Here is a 14,028-nt window from a genome sequence, read left to right on the forward strand (position 1 = left end):
TTAAATTATTAATACATTACCTAAAATTTCAGGATGTTCCCGTTCCGGCAGTATTCATACCTTGATTCAGCAACGCCATCCACAGCACTTGAAAAACTGGTTTACAAGCTGCTGCTACTGTACTTCATAAACCTGGAATAGGCTGTAGGTTTAACTTTGACTGTGAAAATAGTCACACTTCGACTTTCTCTAAATGTTCGATCTTCGTTCCCAAAACTTTTAGGAATTCGGCCAGCCAGTTAGGATGTGCTGGCCACGCGGGGGCGGTGACTAAATTGCCATCGACTACGGCTTCGGTAACTGGAACTTCTGTATATTTGCCGCCGGCCCGGAGTACGTCGGGGCTGCAAGCGGGGTATGCGGTGCAGCGTTTGCCTTCGAGTACGCCTGCTGCAGTTAGAACCTGTAAGCCGTGACAAATAGATGCGATCGGCTTTTTGCTGTTGGCAAAGTAGCGGGTAATTTGCAGCACTTGTTCGTTGAGGCGGATGTATTCTGGGGCGCGTCCTCCCGGGATAATCAAAGCGTCGTAGTCGGCCGGGTTGATTTCGTCAAAAGTCGCGTTTAAAGTGAAGTTGTGACCGGGTTTTTCGCTGTAGGTTTGATCGCCTTCAAAGTCGTGAATAGCGGTGCGAATTGTTTGGCCTGCTGCTTTGTCCGGGCAGATGGCGTGGACGGTGTGACCTACCATTTGCAGTGCTTGGAAGGGAACCATTACTTCGTAGTCTTCTACAAAGTCGCCGACTAGCATTAATATTTTTTTGGCTGTCATGTTTACAACTCCTGTTATTTTGATTTGGTTAAATAGGATTTCCAAAAAATGCGGGGCCGTTAAAAAGCTTGCCCCGCAAGCTATTCTGGTATCTAGAAACCGTTGCGTCCCCAAATGACCATTGAAATTGAGAAGGAGAACAGAACTAGCACCGAAACCCAACCGAGTGACAAAATATCCATAGCTATTTATTGAACAAACTGTACAAAGTGACTCCAAACCTTATGATAAGTCAATTTGAGCCATTTTAAGAATGAGGGCGCCGTGAAGGACTCGTCAAATTTTAGTGCCGCTGAACGGGTAGAATCTTTGAAGGCAGGGAGTGTTGCTGCTTTGTCTTGTTTGCTGGGTTTTGGGGCGATCGCCCTTGGTAATAGCTTAATTCTAGCGGATAGGTTGGATTCTCTGGCGAGTTTGCAGGTAAGGGAAATTGACCTAAATTTTGCCTTCAGAGGGGCGATCGCACTTTTGGGCGGTTTTTTGTTCGGCGTGACTTACCGCTATGCGATTCGCCAAGATGTTAACCCGCAGCTTAAATCTGGTGCGGTGTTGGCTTTTGGGTTGGTCCGGGCTTTTGGACAGTTGGATGCTGGATTGTTTTTTGAACCCGGGAAGATGCCCGCCCTACAGGAGTTATTGCCGTTTGCTGTTCGCGGTGCCGAGAGTGTAGTATTGTTTGCGATCGCGGGTTTGGTTTTGGATTGGGCGATGGGGCGATCGTGGATTAAGCCTTTCGATTCTTAAGTGCCAAATCTTGCAGCATTTTTAAGAACAGGCAAGATGCCTGTTCCACAAAAGTTCAATTTTCCTGTGGGCCGTTGCTCCTAGCCCGCCCAAAAAATACAATTTAGATGCGATACAGCTTATTTTTGCACTAAACCCGCCCCTAAAGATTTAATACCTCAAATTGTGGATTGCCGTAAAGCATTTGCCTGTCTACCGCCGACAAAACTTTATTGCTAGCAGCATCAGAAACTAAACACTGACAAACTAGCTTCGCTACATCCGCCCGGTGAATAGTTCCAGCAACTAGACAATCTTCTGTTAAAATACCGTTGCCTGTTGCAGGTTCCGATTTGAGTCCGCCCGGACGAATCACTGTATAAATCATCCCGCTTGCTATCAAATGATTTTCGGCTTTTTCTTTCTCAATTAAGACCGGACCCAAAGTTTCCAAAACTTGCGGTTGCAAAGCAGCGGCACTGTTACCGCTACCGATGGATGAAACTAAAATAAATTTTGGCACGCCTGCTTTGACAGCCGCATCAATCAAGTTTTTGTTGCCCAAATAATCGGATCTTTCTCCATCTTTTGGCAAGCCGCCAATTGTGCTGATTACGGCATGAATTGGATCGCCGCCAGCCATCGCAGCTTCCATAGCTGCTGCATCCAAAGCATCGCCAGTCAGGACTTTGATGCCCATTGCTTCTAATTCGGTGCTGGTGGCGGACGATCGCAAAAGTGCTGTTAGTTGCATCTTTTGTGCTGTCAGACATTTCGCGATTTCTAAGCCGACTCCTCGACTAGCACCAGCTAAAAAAATGTGGAATTTCTCTGCCATATCAATTTTGATTTAAGGGGTGCAAAACTTTGTTTGTTTGACTGGGAGTTATTATACAACAATTTTCTGTCAATTGGTTGGTGAAGTAGTTTTTTTATTTAACCGCAGAGGGCGCAGAGTACGCAGAGTAAGAGAGGGGAATGATTCGCAATTACCATTTCCAATTTCCCATTTACGTTAGATTTTTCTGCCCACTATTACTACCCAAGATTGAGCTTCGCGCGGTAAGCCGGGGGGGCGATAGTAGTGATTGACAATTGCAAATCCCGCTTGTTCTAAACAAGGCGCTAAAGTATGATATTCCCATCCGGCAGTATAGCGTTTTCCGGTTGGCCGCTCGTCGTATCCCTCCCAGTTTCCCCGGCACATTGACATGACAATTGCACCGCTAACAACTAAGGCTTTGTGCAAGTTTTGCAGCACTTTCACCATCTCGTCGCTGGGAACGTGAATCAGGGAAGCATTCGCAAAAATACCGTCAAATTCTGCCTCGGGCAAATCGAGATTCAGAAAAGATTGCTGCCAAACTTCGCATCCTGACAACTCTTTTGCTATTTCTACAAAAGCCGGAGTTGCATCTAAGCCTACAACTGTGTGCCCTTGGCTCTTGAACGCTACTAAATCTCGTCCCGGCCCGCATCCTATATCGAGAATTTTACCGGGATTGCGCGGCATAGCATCCGTCAGTGCGGATCGATTTTGGGATACGTCGTGATGCCAAGTTCCTTCTCGGAAGGATTCGGCAGTTAGCTGGTATTCTGCGATCGTAGTTTCTTCGCGTTTGTCCACAATTTCCCCCTCTTGTATTATTTGAGATTTGAGATTTGAGATTTGAGATTGAAAAATGTCAACCGTAGAATAAGGGTTTCTGGCTACAAGTTAAGAACTTACGGCTTACCCATTTGCTACCTCAGAAACCCGGTTTTTCTTCCCCATGCGTAAACGTAAAATATAGATATTGGGTAGGGACACGGCACGGCCGTGTCCTACTCTATTTCATCCGATTGAAAACTGGTATAAGAGTTAAACAGCCAGGGTTTTTTGTTCAGCTTTGGTAACTGCTGAATCAACTTCTAAGAGAGAACCTTCGGGGGATTCGATCGCAAACCCTGCATCTCGAATCATGTCCCAATCTTGATGGGCAGCTTGTCCGGGAGTTGTGAGATAATCGCCAACAAAGATAGAATTAGCAGGGTAGAGTCCGAGAGGTTGCAGCGATCGCAAATGCACCTCCCGTCCCCCAGCAATCCGAATTTCTTGACTGGGAAGCAAAAATCGGAACAAACAGAGAATTCGCAAACATTGGCGGGGAGTTAACCTGTTCACATCTGCAAATGGCGTACCGGGAATCGGAATGAAAAAGTTGATCGGCACGCTAGTAACGCCCAACTTGCGAAGCGAAAGCGCTAAATCGATCGCATCATCATCCGATTCGCCCATCCCCAAAATTCCGCCGGAACAAGTTGTGATTCCCGCTGCTTTTACGTGTTCGACGGTTTCAACCCGATCGCCAAAAGTGTGAGTCGTGCAAATGTCCGAGTGATATGATTCGGAAGTATTGAGATTGTGATTTACGCGATCGACTCCCGCTTTTGCCAAGCGATGAGTTTGCTCCTCGCTCAACAATCCCAAACAAGCGCAAATTTTCAGGTTATAATTTGCCTTCACAGTCTCAACAGCATCCAAAACGCGATCGAAAGTAGATGCGTTAGGTTGGCGACCCGAAATCACCAAACAAAACGTACCTGCTTTTAAATCTGCGGCGCGTTGGGCGGCATCCAGAATTTTCTCCTTAGCTAAAAGCGGATATTTCTCAATTTCCGCAGTCGAAATTTTGGACTGAGAACAATAATGGCAATCTTCAGGACAAAGGCCACTTTGAGCATTTAACAAATAGTGCAGCCTGACTCGGTTTCCCCAGTAGTGGCGGCGCACCCGATAAGCTGCGTTTAGTTGTTCCAGCAAAACCTCATCCGGTGCGCGCAATACGGCTAAAGATTGCTCGCGAGAGATACATTTGCCCGCCAGCGCGTCGTCAGCCAAATCGTTCCAATTGGGTAAATTCATTACTAAAATTAAAGGGTTTACAGAGTATCCAAAACCTGACGAATCACCCGATAAATCGATTCTAGTTCATCAGGAGAAATGCAGTAGGGAGGCATCAAGTAAAGCGTATTTCCCAAGGGTCGGAGCAAAAACCCCGCTTCGAGAAATTTGGCTTTCAATAGAGGAGCGATGTCATTAAAATAACCGGAAACGCTTTCCGTTTTCACATCCATTGCTGCGATAGTGCCGCAAGTCCGAATCCGTTCGAGTTTAGGATGATTTCTCAGCCATTGATTCAGATATTTGCGGTGCAGTTTTTCCATCCCTTGATAAACATTTGGGTTTTGCTCCAAAAGCTCCATAGATGCTACACTCACCGCACAAGCTAAGGGATTTCCGGTATAAGAATGACCGTGATAAAAAGCTTTGTCCGATTCATCTCGCCAGAAAGCTTGATAAATATCCTCCGATGCCATTGTGACAGCAATTGGCAAACAGCCGCCAGACAATCCTTTAGACAAACACAGGATATCTGGCTTCGTTGCAGATTTAACAGAGGCAAACAGTTCGCCCGTGCGACCAAAACCCGTCATTACTTCATCGTAAATCAACAATACATTAAACTGGCGGGCAAGTTGTGCGATCGCCTGCAAAAACTCAGGGCGACACATTCGCATTCCCCCGGCACCTTGCACCAAAGGTTCGATAAAGATTCCCGCATAGCCGCCCTGCTTTAAGAAAAACTCCAATTTCTCTAAACTCGCCGCCTCTTTGCTTTCCACCTCCTCATCGCCGTCAAAAGTCGCCGGAAAAGGAACAACATCCCCAGCAAACATTAAAGGTGCAAAAGATTCCCACCACAGCGAACTTCTGCCAGCAGACATCGCGCCCACAGTATCGCCGTGATAACCTCCCTCAAAACTAATAAAGCTAGTGCGGTTAGTTTCTCCGAGATTGCGCCAATATTGAAATGCCATTTTTAGAGCAACTTCAACAGCAGTCGATCCGTTATCAGAAAAGAAAATCCGCGTTAAAGAAGCAGGCGTATGAGCCAGCAATTTATTAGCAAGTTTCTGGGCTGGTTCGTGAGTAAATCCCGCAAAGATTACGTGTTCTAACTTTTGGGCTTGTTCGTAAAGAGCCTCGGCGAGAACCGGATGGCTGTGCCCGTGAACAGTCACCCACCAACTAGAAATGCAGTCGAGAATTTGCCGCCCGTCTGCTAATTCCAGCACCGATCCTTTGCCGCGAATTACCTTCAGCGGCGGGGCAGCCGTTTTCATTTGCGTGAAGGGCTGCCAAATCGGTGAGCTTGAAGAATTATGCTTTTTATTTGCCGTCATTTTTACCCATCTAACTAATACCAATTCGCATCTTAATATAGCAATTTTAACTCAATTGTGAACTTTTTATTTTTTCTTCTTTCTTCTTGCTTCATCTCTTCCTTCGTGCCCTTAGCGTCTTCGCGGTTGATTAAAAAAATCTAGTTTGGTGTTGAGGGCTGCTGCCCTGCAACGTCTGCTGCCATATCAAGTATTCCAAGCCGATGGTTAAATTGGTCAGTCATAATTTTCTGCCTTTCAGCCAATAAGTCGTCATTGCTCCTTTGCCTTTAACGTTAATTTTACCGCGCTTTTCCAACAAATACTTATCGGACAGCAGTTCATAAGTTGAGCGACTAACTTGAATTTTACCCGGCAGTCCCTGAGATTCCATGCGACTTGCTGTATTCACAGCATCTCCCCACAAATCGTAAATAAACTTTTTAGTGCCGATGACACCTGCTACAACAGACCCAGTATTAATGCCAATGCGGATATTGAGAGGTTTATCGCATTCGCGGAATTTCATAATTTCTTGCTGCATTTCCAGGGCCATTTCGGCCATAGATTCGGCGTGATTCGTACAGGGAAGCGGCAAACCGCCTGCTACCATATAATTGTCGCCTATCGTCTTAATTTTTTCTAACCCGTATTGCTCGCTCAAGCGATCGAAAGCTGAAAATATTTTGTTAAGCAATTCGACTAATTCTTCAGGAGACGTGCGCGAAGATATTTCTGTAAAGCCGACAATATCAGCAAACAAAACCGTAACATCGGCAAATCCGTCTGCAATATTTATATGACCTTGTTTTAGGCGATCGGCAATCATGGCCGGTAAAATATTTAGTAATAAACGTTCCGACTTTTCTTGTTCGGCGCGCAATACTTCCTCAGCTTGTTTCCGCTGTGCGATTTCCTTGTATACTCGGTGAAACATTTGATTGAATGCGACCATGAGTTCTCCCAACTCGTCATCGCGCTTGACAGACAGAGAGTAGAAATCAGGTTGTTCTCGATCTTTGCTCAAAGCGTCTCCAGCAGCGATCAAGTCATCGCGCAATCTCAAGAGAGGTGCAATTACTGTCACCCCTAAAAAGAACATAGTCACAGAAGTGACAAAGGCTGATATAATGATGACTAGAATAGCAACGCGTTCGATAAATGCGTAGAGCTCCGGCTGAACCGTGGAAGCATCGTGGCGAACGATTAAGATGTAATCGCCTCCAAAATGTCGCTCCGTCCAAGCAATATCGTAGCGCTTGCCATCGAAATTGTGATGGTGAACTATACGAGATTTTTTTAGTTGCTGTAAACTGATTTCTGGCGCTTCGCCAAGTGTATATATTAGCTGACCGTTAGCTTGGTAAATAGATAGTCCTAACACTACTTGAGAATCCTGAGTAATATTTTTTACTTCTTCTTCCAAGAAAGTGCGATCGGAAATATCTTTTTGTAGCAAAAACTCTAGGGAATCAACAGTCGCCCGAGATACCTGTTCCAGTTGACTTAAAAGTTCATTTTCTCGCCGAAAATAAGAGGGAACTAAAATAATTCCCTCTATGACAAGAATGCTAGCAAATACCCACAAAGCTATTTGCCTAGACAAGCGAGATTTGAAAAATTTCAAAAATGATAAAATCCGCGATAACATAAAACTTACTATTTTGCCAATGGCTAATGTAGGACATAGGAAAATAAACCCGGTTTCTCGTAATAAATTTTTGGTTTGTCAACGAAGCAACCGCGCAGAAACCTGGTTCTCACATCCCCTGTGTAATTCCTGTAATTGTCAGCAGTCAAAAGCCAGCAGGCATTAACTGTTAGTTCTTGGCTAAGGGCTAACAACTAATGACTGATGACTCCGGACTAACTAGCAGACCCCTTCATAATATAATAAACAAATCAAACCGAAACTGCGCTGACTAGCCTGCCTGCAAGCAGATAAGTATTCATATCGCCCTTGCCTTTGATGTGGATAATTCCTCTGTCTTCAAACAGATACTTATTTTGCAAGATATCGTAAGTTGATTGTGTGACTTGAATCGCGCCGGCAATTCCGTGGGATTCCATGCGCGCTGCGGTATTGACGGCATCGCCCCAGAGGTCGTAAATAAATTTTTTAGTGCCAATAACCCCCGCAATTGCCGGCCCGGTATTGATGCCGATGCGAATGTTAATTCCTGCATGATGTTTGGCATTAAATTTTGCTAATTCCTCCTGCATATCTAAAGCCATTTCCGCAATGCTTTCGGCGTGGTTGGTGCTGGGATTTGGCAAACCTCCCACTACCATGTAAGCATCTCCAATTGTTTTGATTTTTTCCAAGCCGTACTTTTCCGTTAAGCTATCGAAGGCTGAAAAAATTTCGTTTAGAAACTTGAGCAGTTCTTCGGGAGATATTTGTGCTGAAAGCACGGTAAAGCCCACGATATCTGCAAACAAAATCGTGACTTCTGCGAAGCCGTCAGCAATACTGCTTTGACCGTCTTTTAACTTGGTAGCAATGGATTGGGGTAAAATATTGAGCAGCAGGCGATCGCTCTTTTCTTGTTCTTTTACCAATTCTACATTAGTTTCTTGCAATTGTGCCGTGCGTTCCCAGACGCGCTGTTCTAATTGTTTAGCATTTTGGCGCAACCTGCTGATAGATACAGTTAAGCCTGTAACTCCTAAAACGGAAAGTCCTACTAACAGTAAAAACAGGTTTTTAAGTTCACTTTGAGTATGTTGAGTGATGGTATCGAGAGGTTGAGTAATTTCTAATATCCCCCGCACATCTCCCACTTTCCAATCAGTTTTAGGACTGTCACGGTGACTATTGTGACAGTTCACGCAGCTAGAACTTAGAATATCTGCCTCGGCATATCGAAAGGCGGGTTTGCCGCGAACATCATCAACGCGGAAAAATTTTTCTGTCGGATTTTGCGTCAAATAGGTAATAGCTTGCTGTTCAAACTCGTCTCGGGCTCCGCCTTCTTTTTGTCGCCAGGGAAACGGGTAGTTGCTATAGAGACGAAGTGATACTTCGGGATTTTTTTTTGTGATATTGTTGCCTAGTTCTATTAAGAAACTGGCTGGTACGGGAACTGTTACTTTTGTCGGGTTGTAGTCGTGGGTAAAGTTAATTGCTTCAGCGGTGTTTAGAGGACTAACAACATTGGAACTGTAAAGGGTGCGGGCTTCTTTAACAGCTTGGGCATAGAGGGTGGCATTTTGGAGGGCTTGCGATTCGATTAGGGTGGAGGAAAGACGAGACATATTTGCCATCGCTACTCCTACACCTACACAAAATAAAATTGTCACCGCAAGGAGAATGCGCTTATAAATTAATTGGCTGATGGCAGCCCGACTGCGAGAAATCAATTGGCGCATGGTATCCTCAAGCCTGAGGTTTAATCTCTATTTCAATTTATGCACTACTAACATAACACTGCTTGTTCAGACTATTTTGCTGGCGTCCGGGGTAAACCAAGACTCTCTGGGTGCAACGGAGGGTTAATTATGGTTTACCGCGAGTGTTTCGCTTATCCGTAAGAATACCCATAACTTTATAGGGATTTTCTGTTGAGTGAAGTACAGATGCTCGGTTAAGGACACCGCAGTGCCCTGTCCCTACTTCACGCACTTTTTGCTTTATCTCGGTTAGGATAGCAATTGTAGTCTATGGTTGGCGATCGTGAATTCTGACTCTACTGCCTCACCTACTAACAAGGAAATTTTTCCGGGAGAAGTTTTCGTCAATACTGCTGATTTTGATACGGGCATTCGGCGACTTTTACCTAAATATGACGAAATGCTGGATGTAGTAGCAGGCTGCATTGCTAACACAAATCATCGCATTTTAGAACTCGGATGCGGTACGGGGGAACTCACTTTAAAAGTTCTCAAACGCTACCCATCTGCGGAAATAGTGGCTGTCGATTACTCGCCGCGAATGCTTGATTTTGCCCGCGCCAAAATAGAGTCGGCAGGATACGCAGCCCGGTGGACTGGCATAGAAATGGATTTTGGAGAATGGGCGAACAATCCAAATTTATCAGGCTTGGGCGATAAATTCAATGCTTGCATTTCATCTCTGGCAATTCATCATCTTGAGGATGAGATGAAGTTGAAATTGTTTCAACGCATTCGCGGAAGTTTAAATGCTGGCGGCTGTTTTTGGAATGGCGATCCTATTTTAGCAGAATCAGCAGCAATGAAAGATATTTATCAAGCGGCGCGAGAAGATTGGGCGCTAAATCAGGGGGAAACCTTAGCACAAATTCGCGCAAATGTGGGAAAGAGTGTCTCTTACGGGTATTCTAATCCCGATCGCCTAGCTACACTTTCGGCACAGTTGGAAATGCTGGTAAATGCTAGATTTGAGACTGTTGCAGTGCCTTGGAAATACTACGGTATGGCAGTGTTTGGGGGATTTGTTAATTGAGGAAAGGAGTCTTGGAGGCAGAACTTCAATATGTAGGGTGCGTGCATAAGCACCTTACTGCTTAAAGAAACATTGCTGTTAGTATTTTGTGTTACTCAGTTATGTTTGAAAAAATATATAATCCTGTCAGAATTGAGGAAACAAAATGACTGCAAATGCGATTCAAAGTATTGACTGGGATGCTTTTTCTTCGGAACTCTCGGGAATTGAAATAATTAGCGATCGCACGCAAGTTGTCAAGCTATCTCAAGACTATTATCACTTCAGTCCAGTTTTGCAACCTCTCTTAAGTGATAAAACAGGAGATTTAGTAGTGCGTCCCGCCAGCGAAGCCGAAGTTTTGCGGATTGCTGCAGCCTGCGTTAAATCCAAAATTCCGCTAACTGTTAGAGGTGCAGGAACGGGCAATTACGGGCAGTGCATTCCCCTCAAGGGCGGCGTCATTTTAGATACCAGCAAAATGAACAGTATCCGCTGGATTAAATCGGGTTTAGCTTGCGTAGAACCAGGGGTGAAAATGTCGGTTTTCGACAAACAAGCGCGAGAAACTGGTTGGGAATTGCGGATGGTTCCCTCAACATATCGCACCGCAACGATTGGGGGATTTATCGGCGGCGGTAGCGGGGGAATTGGTTCGATAACTTACGGGCAATTGCGCGATCGGGGAAATCTTCATGCCGTTCGAGTCGTTACAATGGAAGACGATCCCCGCGTCATCGAATTGCGGGGCGATGAAGTGCAAAAAGTCAATCACGCTTACGGCACAAATGGGATTATTACTGAGTTAGAAATTCCCCTCGCCCCTGCTTATCCTTGGGCGGAAATCATCGTCGCTTTTGACGATTTTATGACATCGGCAAACTTCGGTCAAGCTTTGGGCGATGCTGACGGAATTATCAAAAAATTAATTTGTGTTTGTGCTTGGCCGATTCCTGCTTATTTTGCTGCTTTCCGCGAGGACATTCCTGAAGGTAAGCACTGCGCTTTGTTAATGGTAGCTGAATCTTGTCTGGAACCGCTGCAAGATTTGGTGCGCGAATATGGCGGCATAATTTGCTATCAAAAAAACGCGCAAGCAGCGAGCAAAGGTGCAGCCCTTGCTGAATTTACTTGGAATCATACAACTCTGCACGCTCGCAGCGCTGACCCGTCTCTGACTTATTTGCAGACGATTTTTCCCCCCGATCGAGGTTTGAAATTGATTGAGGAACTGTACAATTATTATGGGGATGAGGTGATGATGCACTTGGAGTTTTTGCGGATGAACGGCAGGGCGATCGCTGCGGCTTTGCAAATAGTTCGCTACACTACGGAATCACGGCTCAATGAAATTATTCGCTATCACGAAGAGCAAGGTGCAATGATTGCTAATCCTCACACTTATATATTGGAAGATGGAGGGATGAAAAGTATTAATGTGGAACAGTTGCAGTTTAAAGAGTTGGTCGATCCTTACGGTTTGCTTAATCCGGGTAAAATGCGGGCGTGGTTGGAACGGGATTAAGGGGGATGGTTTTTAGATAAGATTCGGATCTTGAAATCGCTGCTAGACAAACGAAGTCCGCCTAAGCGCTGGCTTCGCCCACGCGGACTGAGAAATGAGCAAACAGCAGTTGTAAATTTAAGGGACGGGGGCGGTAATTTCTGCAGGTGCGATCGCCCCTTCTGAAGGTACAGCTTGCTTTTCCAGTAATAGGCGCTGTTTGTTGCGAAATTCTGCGGCCGCATCGTTCAAATTTTGGCGCTGTTCGCTATTAAATTCTTCCATGCTGCGACCGCCTCCCAAATTGGATCGGTGAATTAAATCAAATATTCCGCTGCCGCTGCTGCGGCCGGAAAATGGGTCGGTATTGTCTTGAGTTTGAAAGTCTTGCAGCGGTTGGGCATTATTTAAACCGCTGGCTTGAGCGAAGCTTGCTTGAGGCGATAACAGAGTACAGGATGCGATCGCGCTTGCAGCAATCCCCATCATCAATTTGCCGGATTTGGAAGTTTTGGTGTTCATAATTTATTTGTTGAACTTTCAAAAAAACAATTCTATCTAAACAATATTCTGAGTTGCGACTAAACATTGTACCACTCCCAAGTCCGGCAGGGGTTTCAACCCCTGCCTCATAGCTAAAGTCCTCTCAAGAGGACTAATGAGTTGAACAGATATCGCCCTAAGCAAACCTGCGTTTCAGCAGCGGTTGAATGCTCAGCAGCGCCACCAAATCAAAGGCTAGCAATACTAACAGCGCTCCTCCAAAGGTAACATTACCCCAAGGAGCTTGCATGACGACACTTGCTAGCGACCAATCGCTGTGCAGGTACAAATAGCGGATGGGTTCGATCGCGTAACTCAGAGGATTGAGAGTCACCACCACTTGCAGCCACTCTGGCATAAATGACAGCGGCGCGAGGGCTGTGCTGGCAAATAACAGCGGCAGGTTAGTAACAAAAATTACCGCAATTAATTCTACGTGACCGGGGAGAGCGAAGGCTAAACCCAGACTCAAGCCGGTGACCCCCAAAACTAATAGTAGGACAATTAGGGCGATCGCCCCTAGTCCGGCAATTCCGGGGAATCCCGCGCCCAAAAACGCGCCCGCTGTAACGATTGTGCCGGTTTGGATAAAGCTGAGGGTGACGATAAAAATAGCCGAAGCCAGGACGATCGAAAATCTCGAAGCCAACGGCGCGACTAACAAGCGGTTGAGAAATCCGAACTCGCGATCGAACATAATCGGCAAACCAGCATTCAGCGCCCCGGCAAAAGCAGTAAAAACGATTACACCAGCGCCGAGAAATTGACCGTAATTCTGGCTTTCGCCGAACAAGCCTGCGGGTGCATTTTCAAACAGAGCTCCGAACAAAACCAACCACATCAGGGGCTGAATAATGCCTGCAACTAGCGTCGAGGGGCGGCGCTGCAATTGAATAAACAAGCGCTTTGTTAAGGCGAGTGTTTCTTGGATGAAGTCGCCCAGCAGGGAACTGGAAGTGTCAGCGGATGCCGTGGAGAGTGGCCGCTGCTGGTTGAGGTTGTTGGGGGATGTAACTGTACCGCTCATAATTGCTTGTTGTTGATTTTGACTGTTGTGATTATGTTTACAGGAAATATGTTGAAAGCGATTTTGGCAGGATGCTTTGATTATAGGCTATTTGGAGTTGAGAGGGCGGGGTAGCTGCTGCTATTGCTCTTCATCGAGTAGCTGGAATGAAAGGAGAAAATTGTAGTAAAATGGGTAAACGCTACATATTAATTTAGTTTCGGAACTCTTAACAAGATTGGAGGATAAATTGATGTCATCAAGTGCGATCGCTACTTTGGTCAAAATTATGGAGTCTTTGCCGGTAACTGTGAAAAATATAAATTTTAAACACCTACAATCATTAGTTTGCCAATTTAATATTACTTACTGTTTATTTGAATCCCGACAGTAAGTTATAAATTTCGGCTGAGATTGAAAGTCAACTGAAGCACGGGGATATATCTACAGTTAGTTGTACAGCAGATAGCACTGTTTTTCAGAACCTAAAAGCAGGTTTTGATTGAGAGGAGTTGCGGCGACATAGAGACTCATTAGCACGCGATCCCTATCCGATGACACTCGATAAAATCTGTGAACTTATCCGGGAAGTTCGTTGTGAAAAAAATTCTGAAAGAGAGTCACAGCTATCAAACTGGATAATAATTGAAAAATAAACTCTTATGCCATTGGGCAGTATGTTATATAAAACAGTCTTGGATGCAACATCACCACAGACGGGCTACCACAGGGATTGCCGATACAAAACGGTATATATAGAGGCTTTGCGTAAGTCCTATAATTGTCATCCTGAACGAGAGTGTTGCGAGCTTCGTGAAGGGTTGCTCTGATAATGACAATTTACCATATTAGAAGGACACGGCAGTGCC

Annotated in this window: 12 protein-coding genes and 2 pseudogenes; 3 read left to right on the forward strand and 11 right to left on the reverse strand. The window is 45.3% G+C overall.

Annotated features, from left to right (window positions below):
• Window positions 1–172 precede the first annotated feature (172 nt).
• Window positions 173–772 (reverse strand): DJ-1/PfpI family protein, encoded by a 600-nt coding sequence (locus QUB33_RS13800; RefSeq protein WP_333060307.1) that lies wholly within the window; start codon window positions 770–772, stop codon window positions 173–175.
• A gap of 92 nt (window positions 773–864) precedes the next feature.
• Window positions 865–954 carry a cytochrome b6-f complex subunit PetN gene (petN, locus tag QUB33_RS13805; protein WP_071883976.1) on the reverse strand — a complete coding sequence of 30 codons (90 nt, stop codon included), beginning with the start codon at window positions 952–954 and terminating at the stop codon, window positions 865–867.
• A gap of 82 nt (window positions 955–1,036) precedes the next feature.
• Here petN and QUB33_RS13810 point away from each other — a divergent pair, with 82 nt between their 5' ends.
• A complete protein-coding gene (locus tag QUB33_RS13810; RefSeq protein ID WP_333351200.1) occupies window positions 1,037–1,516 on the forward strand; it encodes a hypothetical protein in 480 nt (159 codons plus the stop codon).
• Between the two features lie 142 nt (window positions 1,517–1,658).
• On the opposite strand, the gene QUB33_RS13815 is transcribed toward QUB33_RS13810, so the two are convergent.
• The 7 genes and pseudogenes from QUB33_RS13815 to QUB33_RS29670 form a co-directional block, all read right to left on the reverse strand.
• Complete coding sequence (locus QUB33_RS13815) at window positions 1,659–2,333, reverse strand: SDR family oxidoreductase (RefSeq protein WP_333351201.1); 675 nt, start codon at window positions 2,331–2,333, stop codon at window positions 1,659–1,661.
• 177 nt (window positions 2,334–2,510) lie between these two features.
• The gene (locus QUB33_RS13820; protein WP_333351202.1) at window positions 2,511–3,122 is read right to left on the reverse strand and encodes a class I SAM-dependent methyltransferase; all 612 of its coding nucleotides are present in this window, start codon (window positions 3,120–3,122) and stop codon (window positions 2,511–2,513) included.
• Between the two features lie 234 nt (window positions 3,123–3,356).
• Window positions 3,357–4,400, reverse strand: a complete 1,044-nt coding sequence (gene bioB / locus QUB33_RS13825; protein WP_333351203.1) for a biotin synthase BioB — start codon at window positions 4,398–4,400, stop codon at window positions 3,357–3,359.
• 17 nt (window positions 4,401–4,417) lie between these two features.
• Window positions 4,418–5,722, reverse strand: coding sequence for an adenosylmethionine--8-amino-7-oxononanoate transaminase (gene bioA, locus QUB33_RS13830; RefSeq protein WP_333351204.1), 1,305 nt, complete (start codon window positions 5,720–5,722; stop codon window positions 4,418–4,420).
• 220 nt (window positions 5,723–5,942) lie between these two features.
• Window positions 5,943–7,352: an adenylate/guanylate cyclase domain-containing protein gene (locus QUB33_RS13835; protein WP_333351205.1), complete on the reverse strand. Its 1,410-nt coding sequence runs from the start codon at window positions 7,350–7,352 to the stop codon at window positions 5,943–5,945.
• Window positions 7,353–7,603: 251 nt separating this feature from the next.
• Window positions 7,604–8,320, reverse strand: a pseudogene (locus QUB33_RS29665) (adenylate/guanylate cyclase domain-containing protein); the annotation flags it as partial.
• Window positions 8,321–8,458: 138 nt separating this feature from the next.
• A pseudogene (locus QUB33_RS29670) lies at window positions 8,459–9,073 on the reverse strand (Tll0287-like domain-containing protein); the annotation flags it as partial.
• Between the two features lie 304 nt (window positions 9,074–9,377).
• On the opposite strand from QUB33_RS29670, the gene QUB33_RS13845 reads away from it, so the two are divergent.
• Together QUB33_RS13845 and QUB33_RS13850 are read left to right on the forward strand one after the other, a co-directional pair.
• A complete protein-coding gene (locus QUB33_RS13845; RefSeq protein ID WP_333351207.1) occupies window positions 9,378–10,127 on the forward strand; it encodes a class I SAM-dependent methyltransferase in 750 nt (249 codons plus the stop codon).
• A 145-nt stretch (window positions 10,128–10,272) separates the two neighbouring features.
• Window positions 10,273–11,631 (forward strand): FAD-binding oxidoreductase, encoded by a 1,359-nt coding sequence (locus QUB33_RS13850; protein ID WP_333351208.1) that lies wholly within the window; start codon window positions 10,273–10,275, stop codon window positions 11,629–11,631.
• A 117-nt stretch (window positions 11,632–11,748) separates the two neighbouring features.
• Here QUB33_RS13850 and QUB33_RS13855 read toward each other — a convergent pair whose 3' ends face one another.
• The gene (locus QUB33_RS13855; RefSeq protein WP_333351209.1) at window positions 11,749–12,132 is read right to left on the reverse strand and encodes a hypothetical protein; all 384 of its coding nucleotides are present in this window, start codon (window positions 12,130–12,132) and stop codon (window positions 11,749–11,751) included.
• 157 nt (window positions 12,133–12,289) lie between these two features.
• Window positions 12,290–13,180 carry an ABC transporter permease gene (locus tag QUB33_RS13860; protein ID WP_333351210.1) on the reverse strand — a complete coding sequence of 297 codons (891 nt, stop codon included), beginning with the start codon at window positions 13,178–13,180 and terminating at the stop codon, window positions 12,290–12,292.
• Window positions 13,181–14,028: the final 848 nt, after the last annotated feature.

Source organism: Microcoleus sp. B3-A4, from assembly GCF_036705385.1.
In the GTDB taxonomy this organism is placed as follows: Bacteria; Cyanobacteriota; Cyanobacteriia; order Cyanobacteriales; family Microcoleaceae; genus Microcoleus.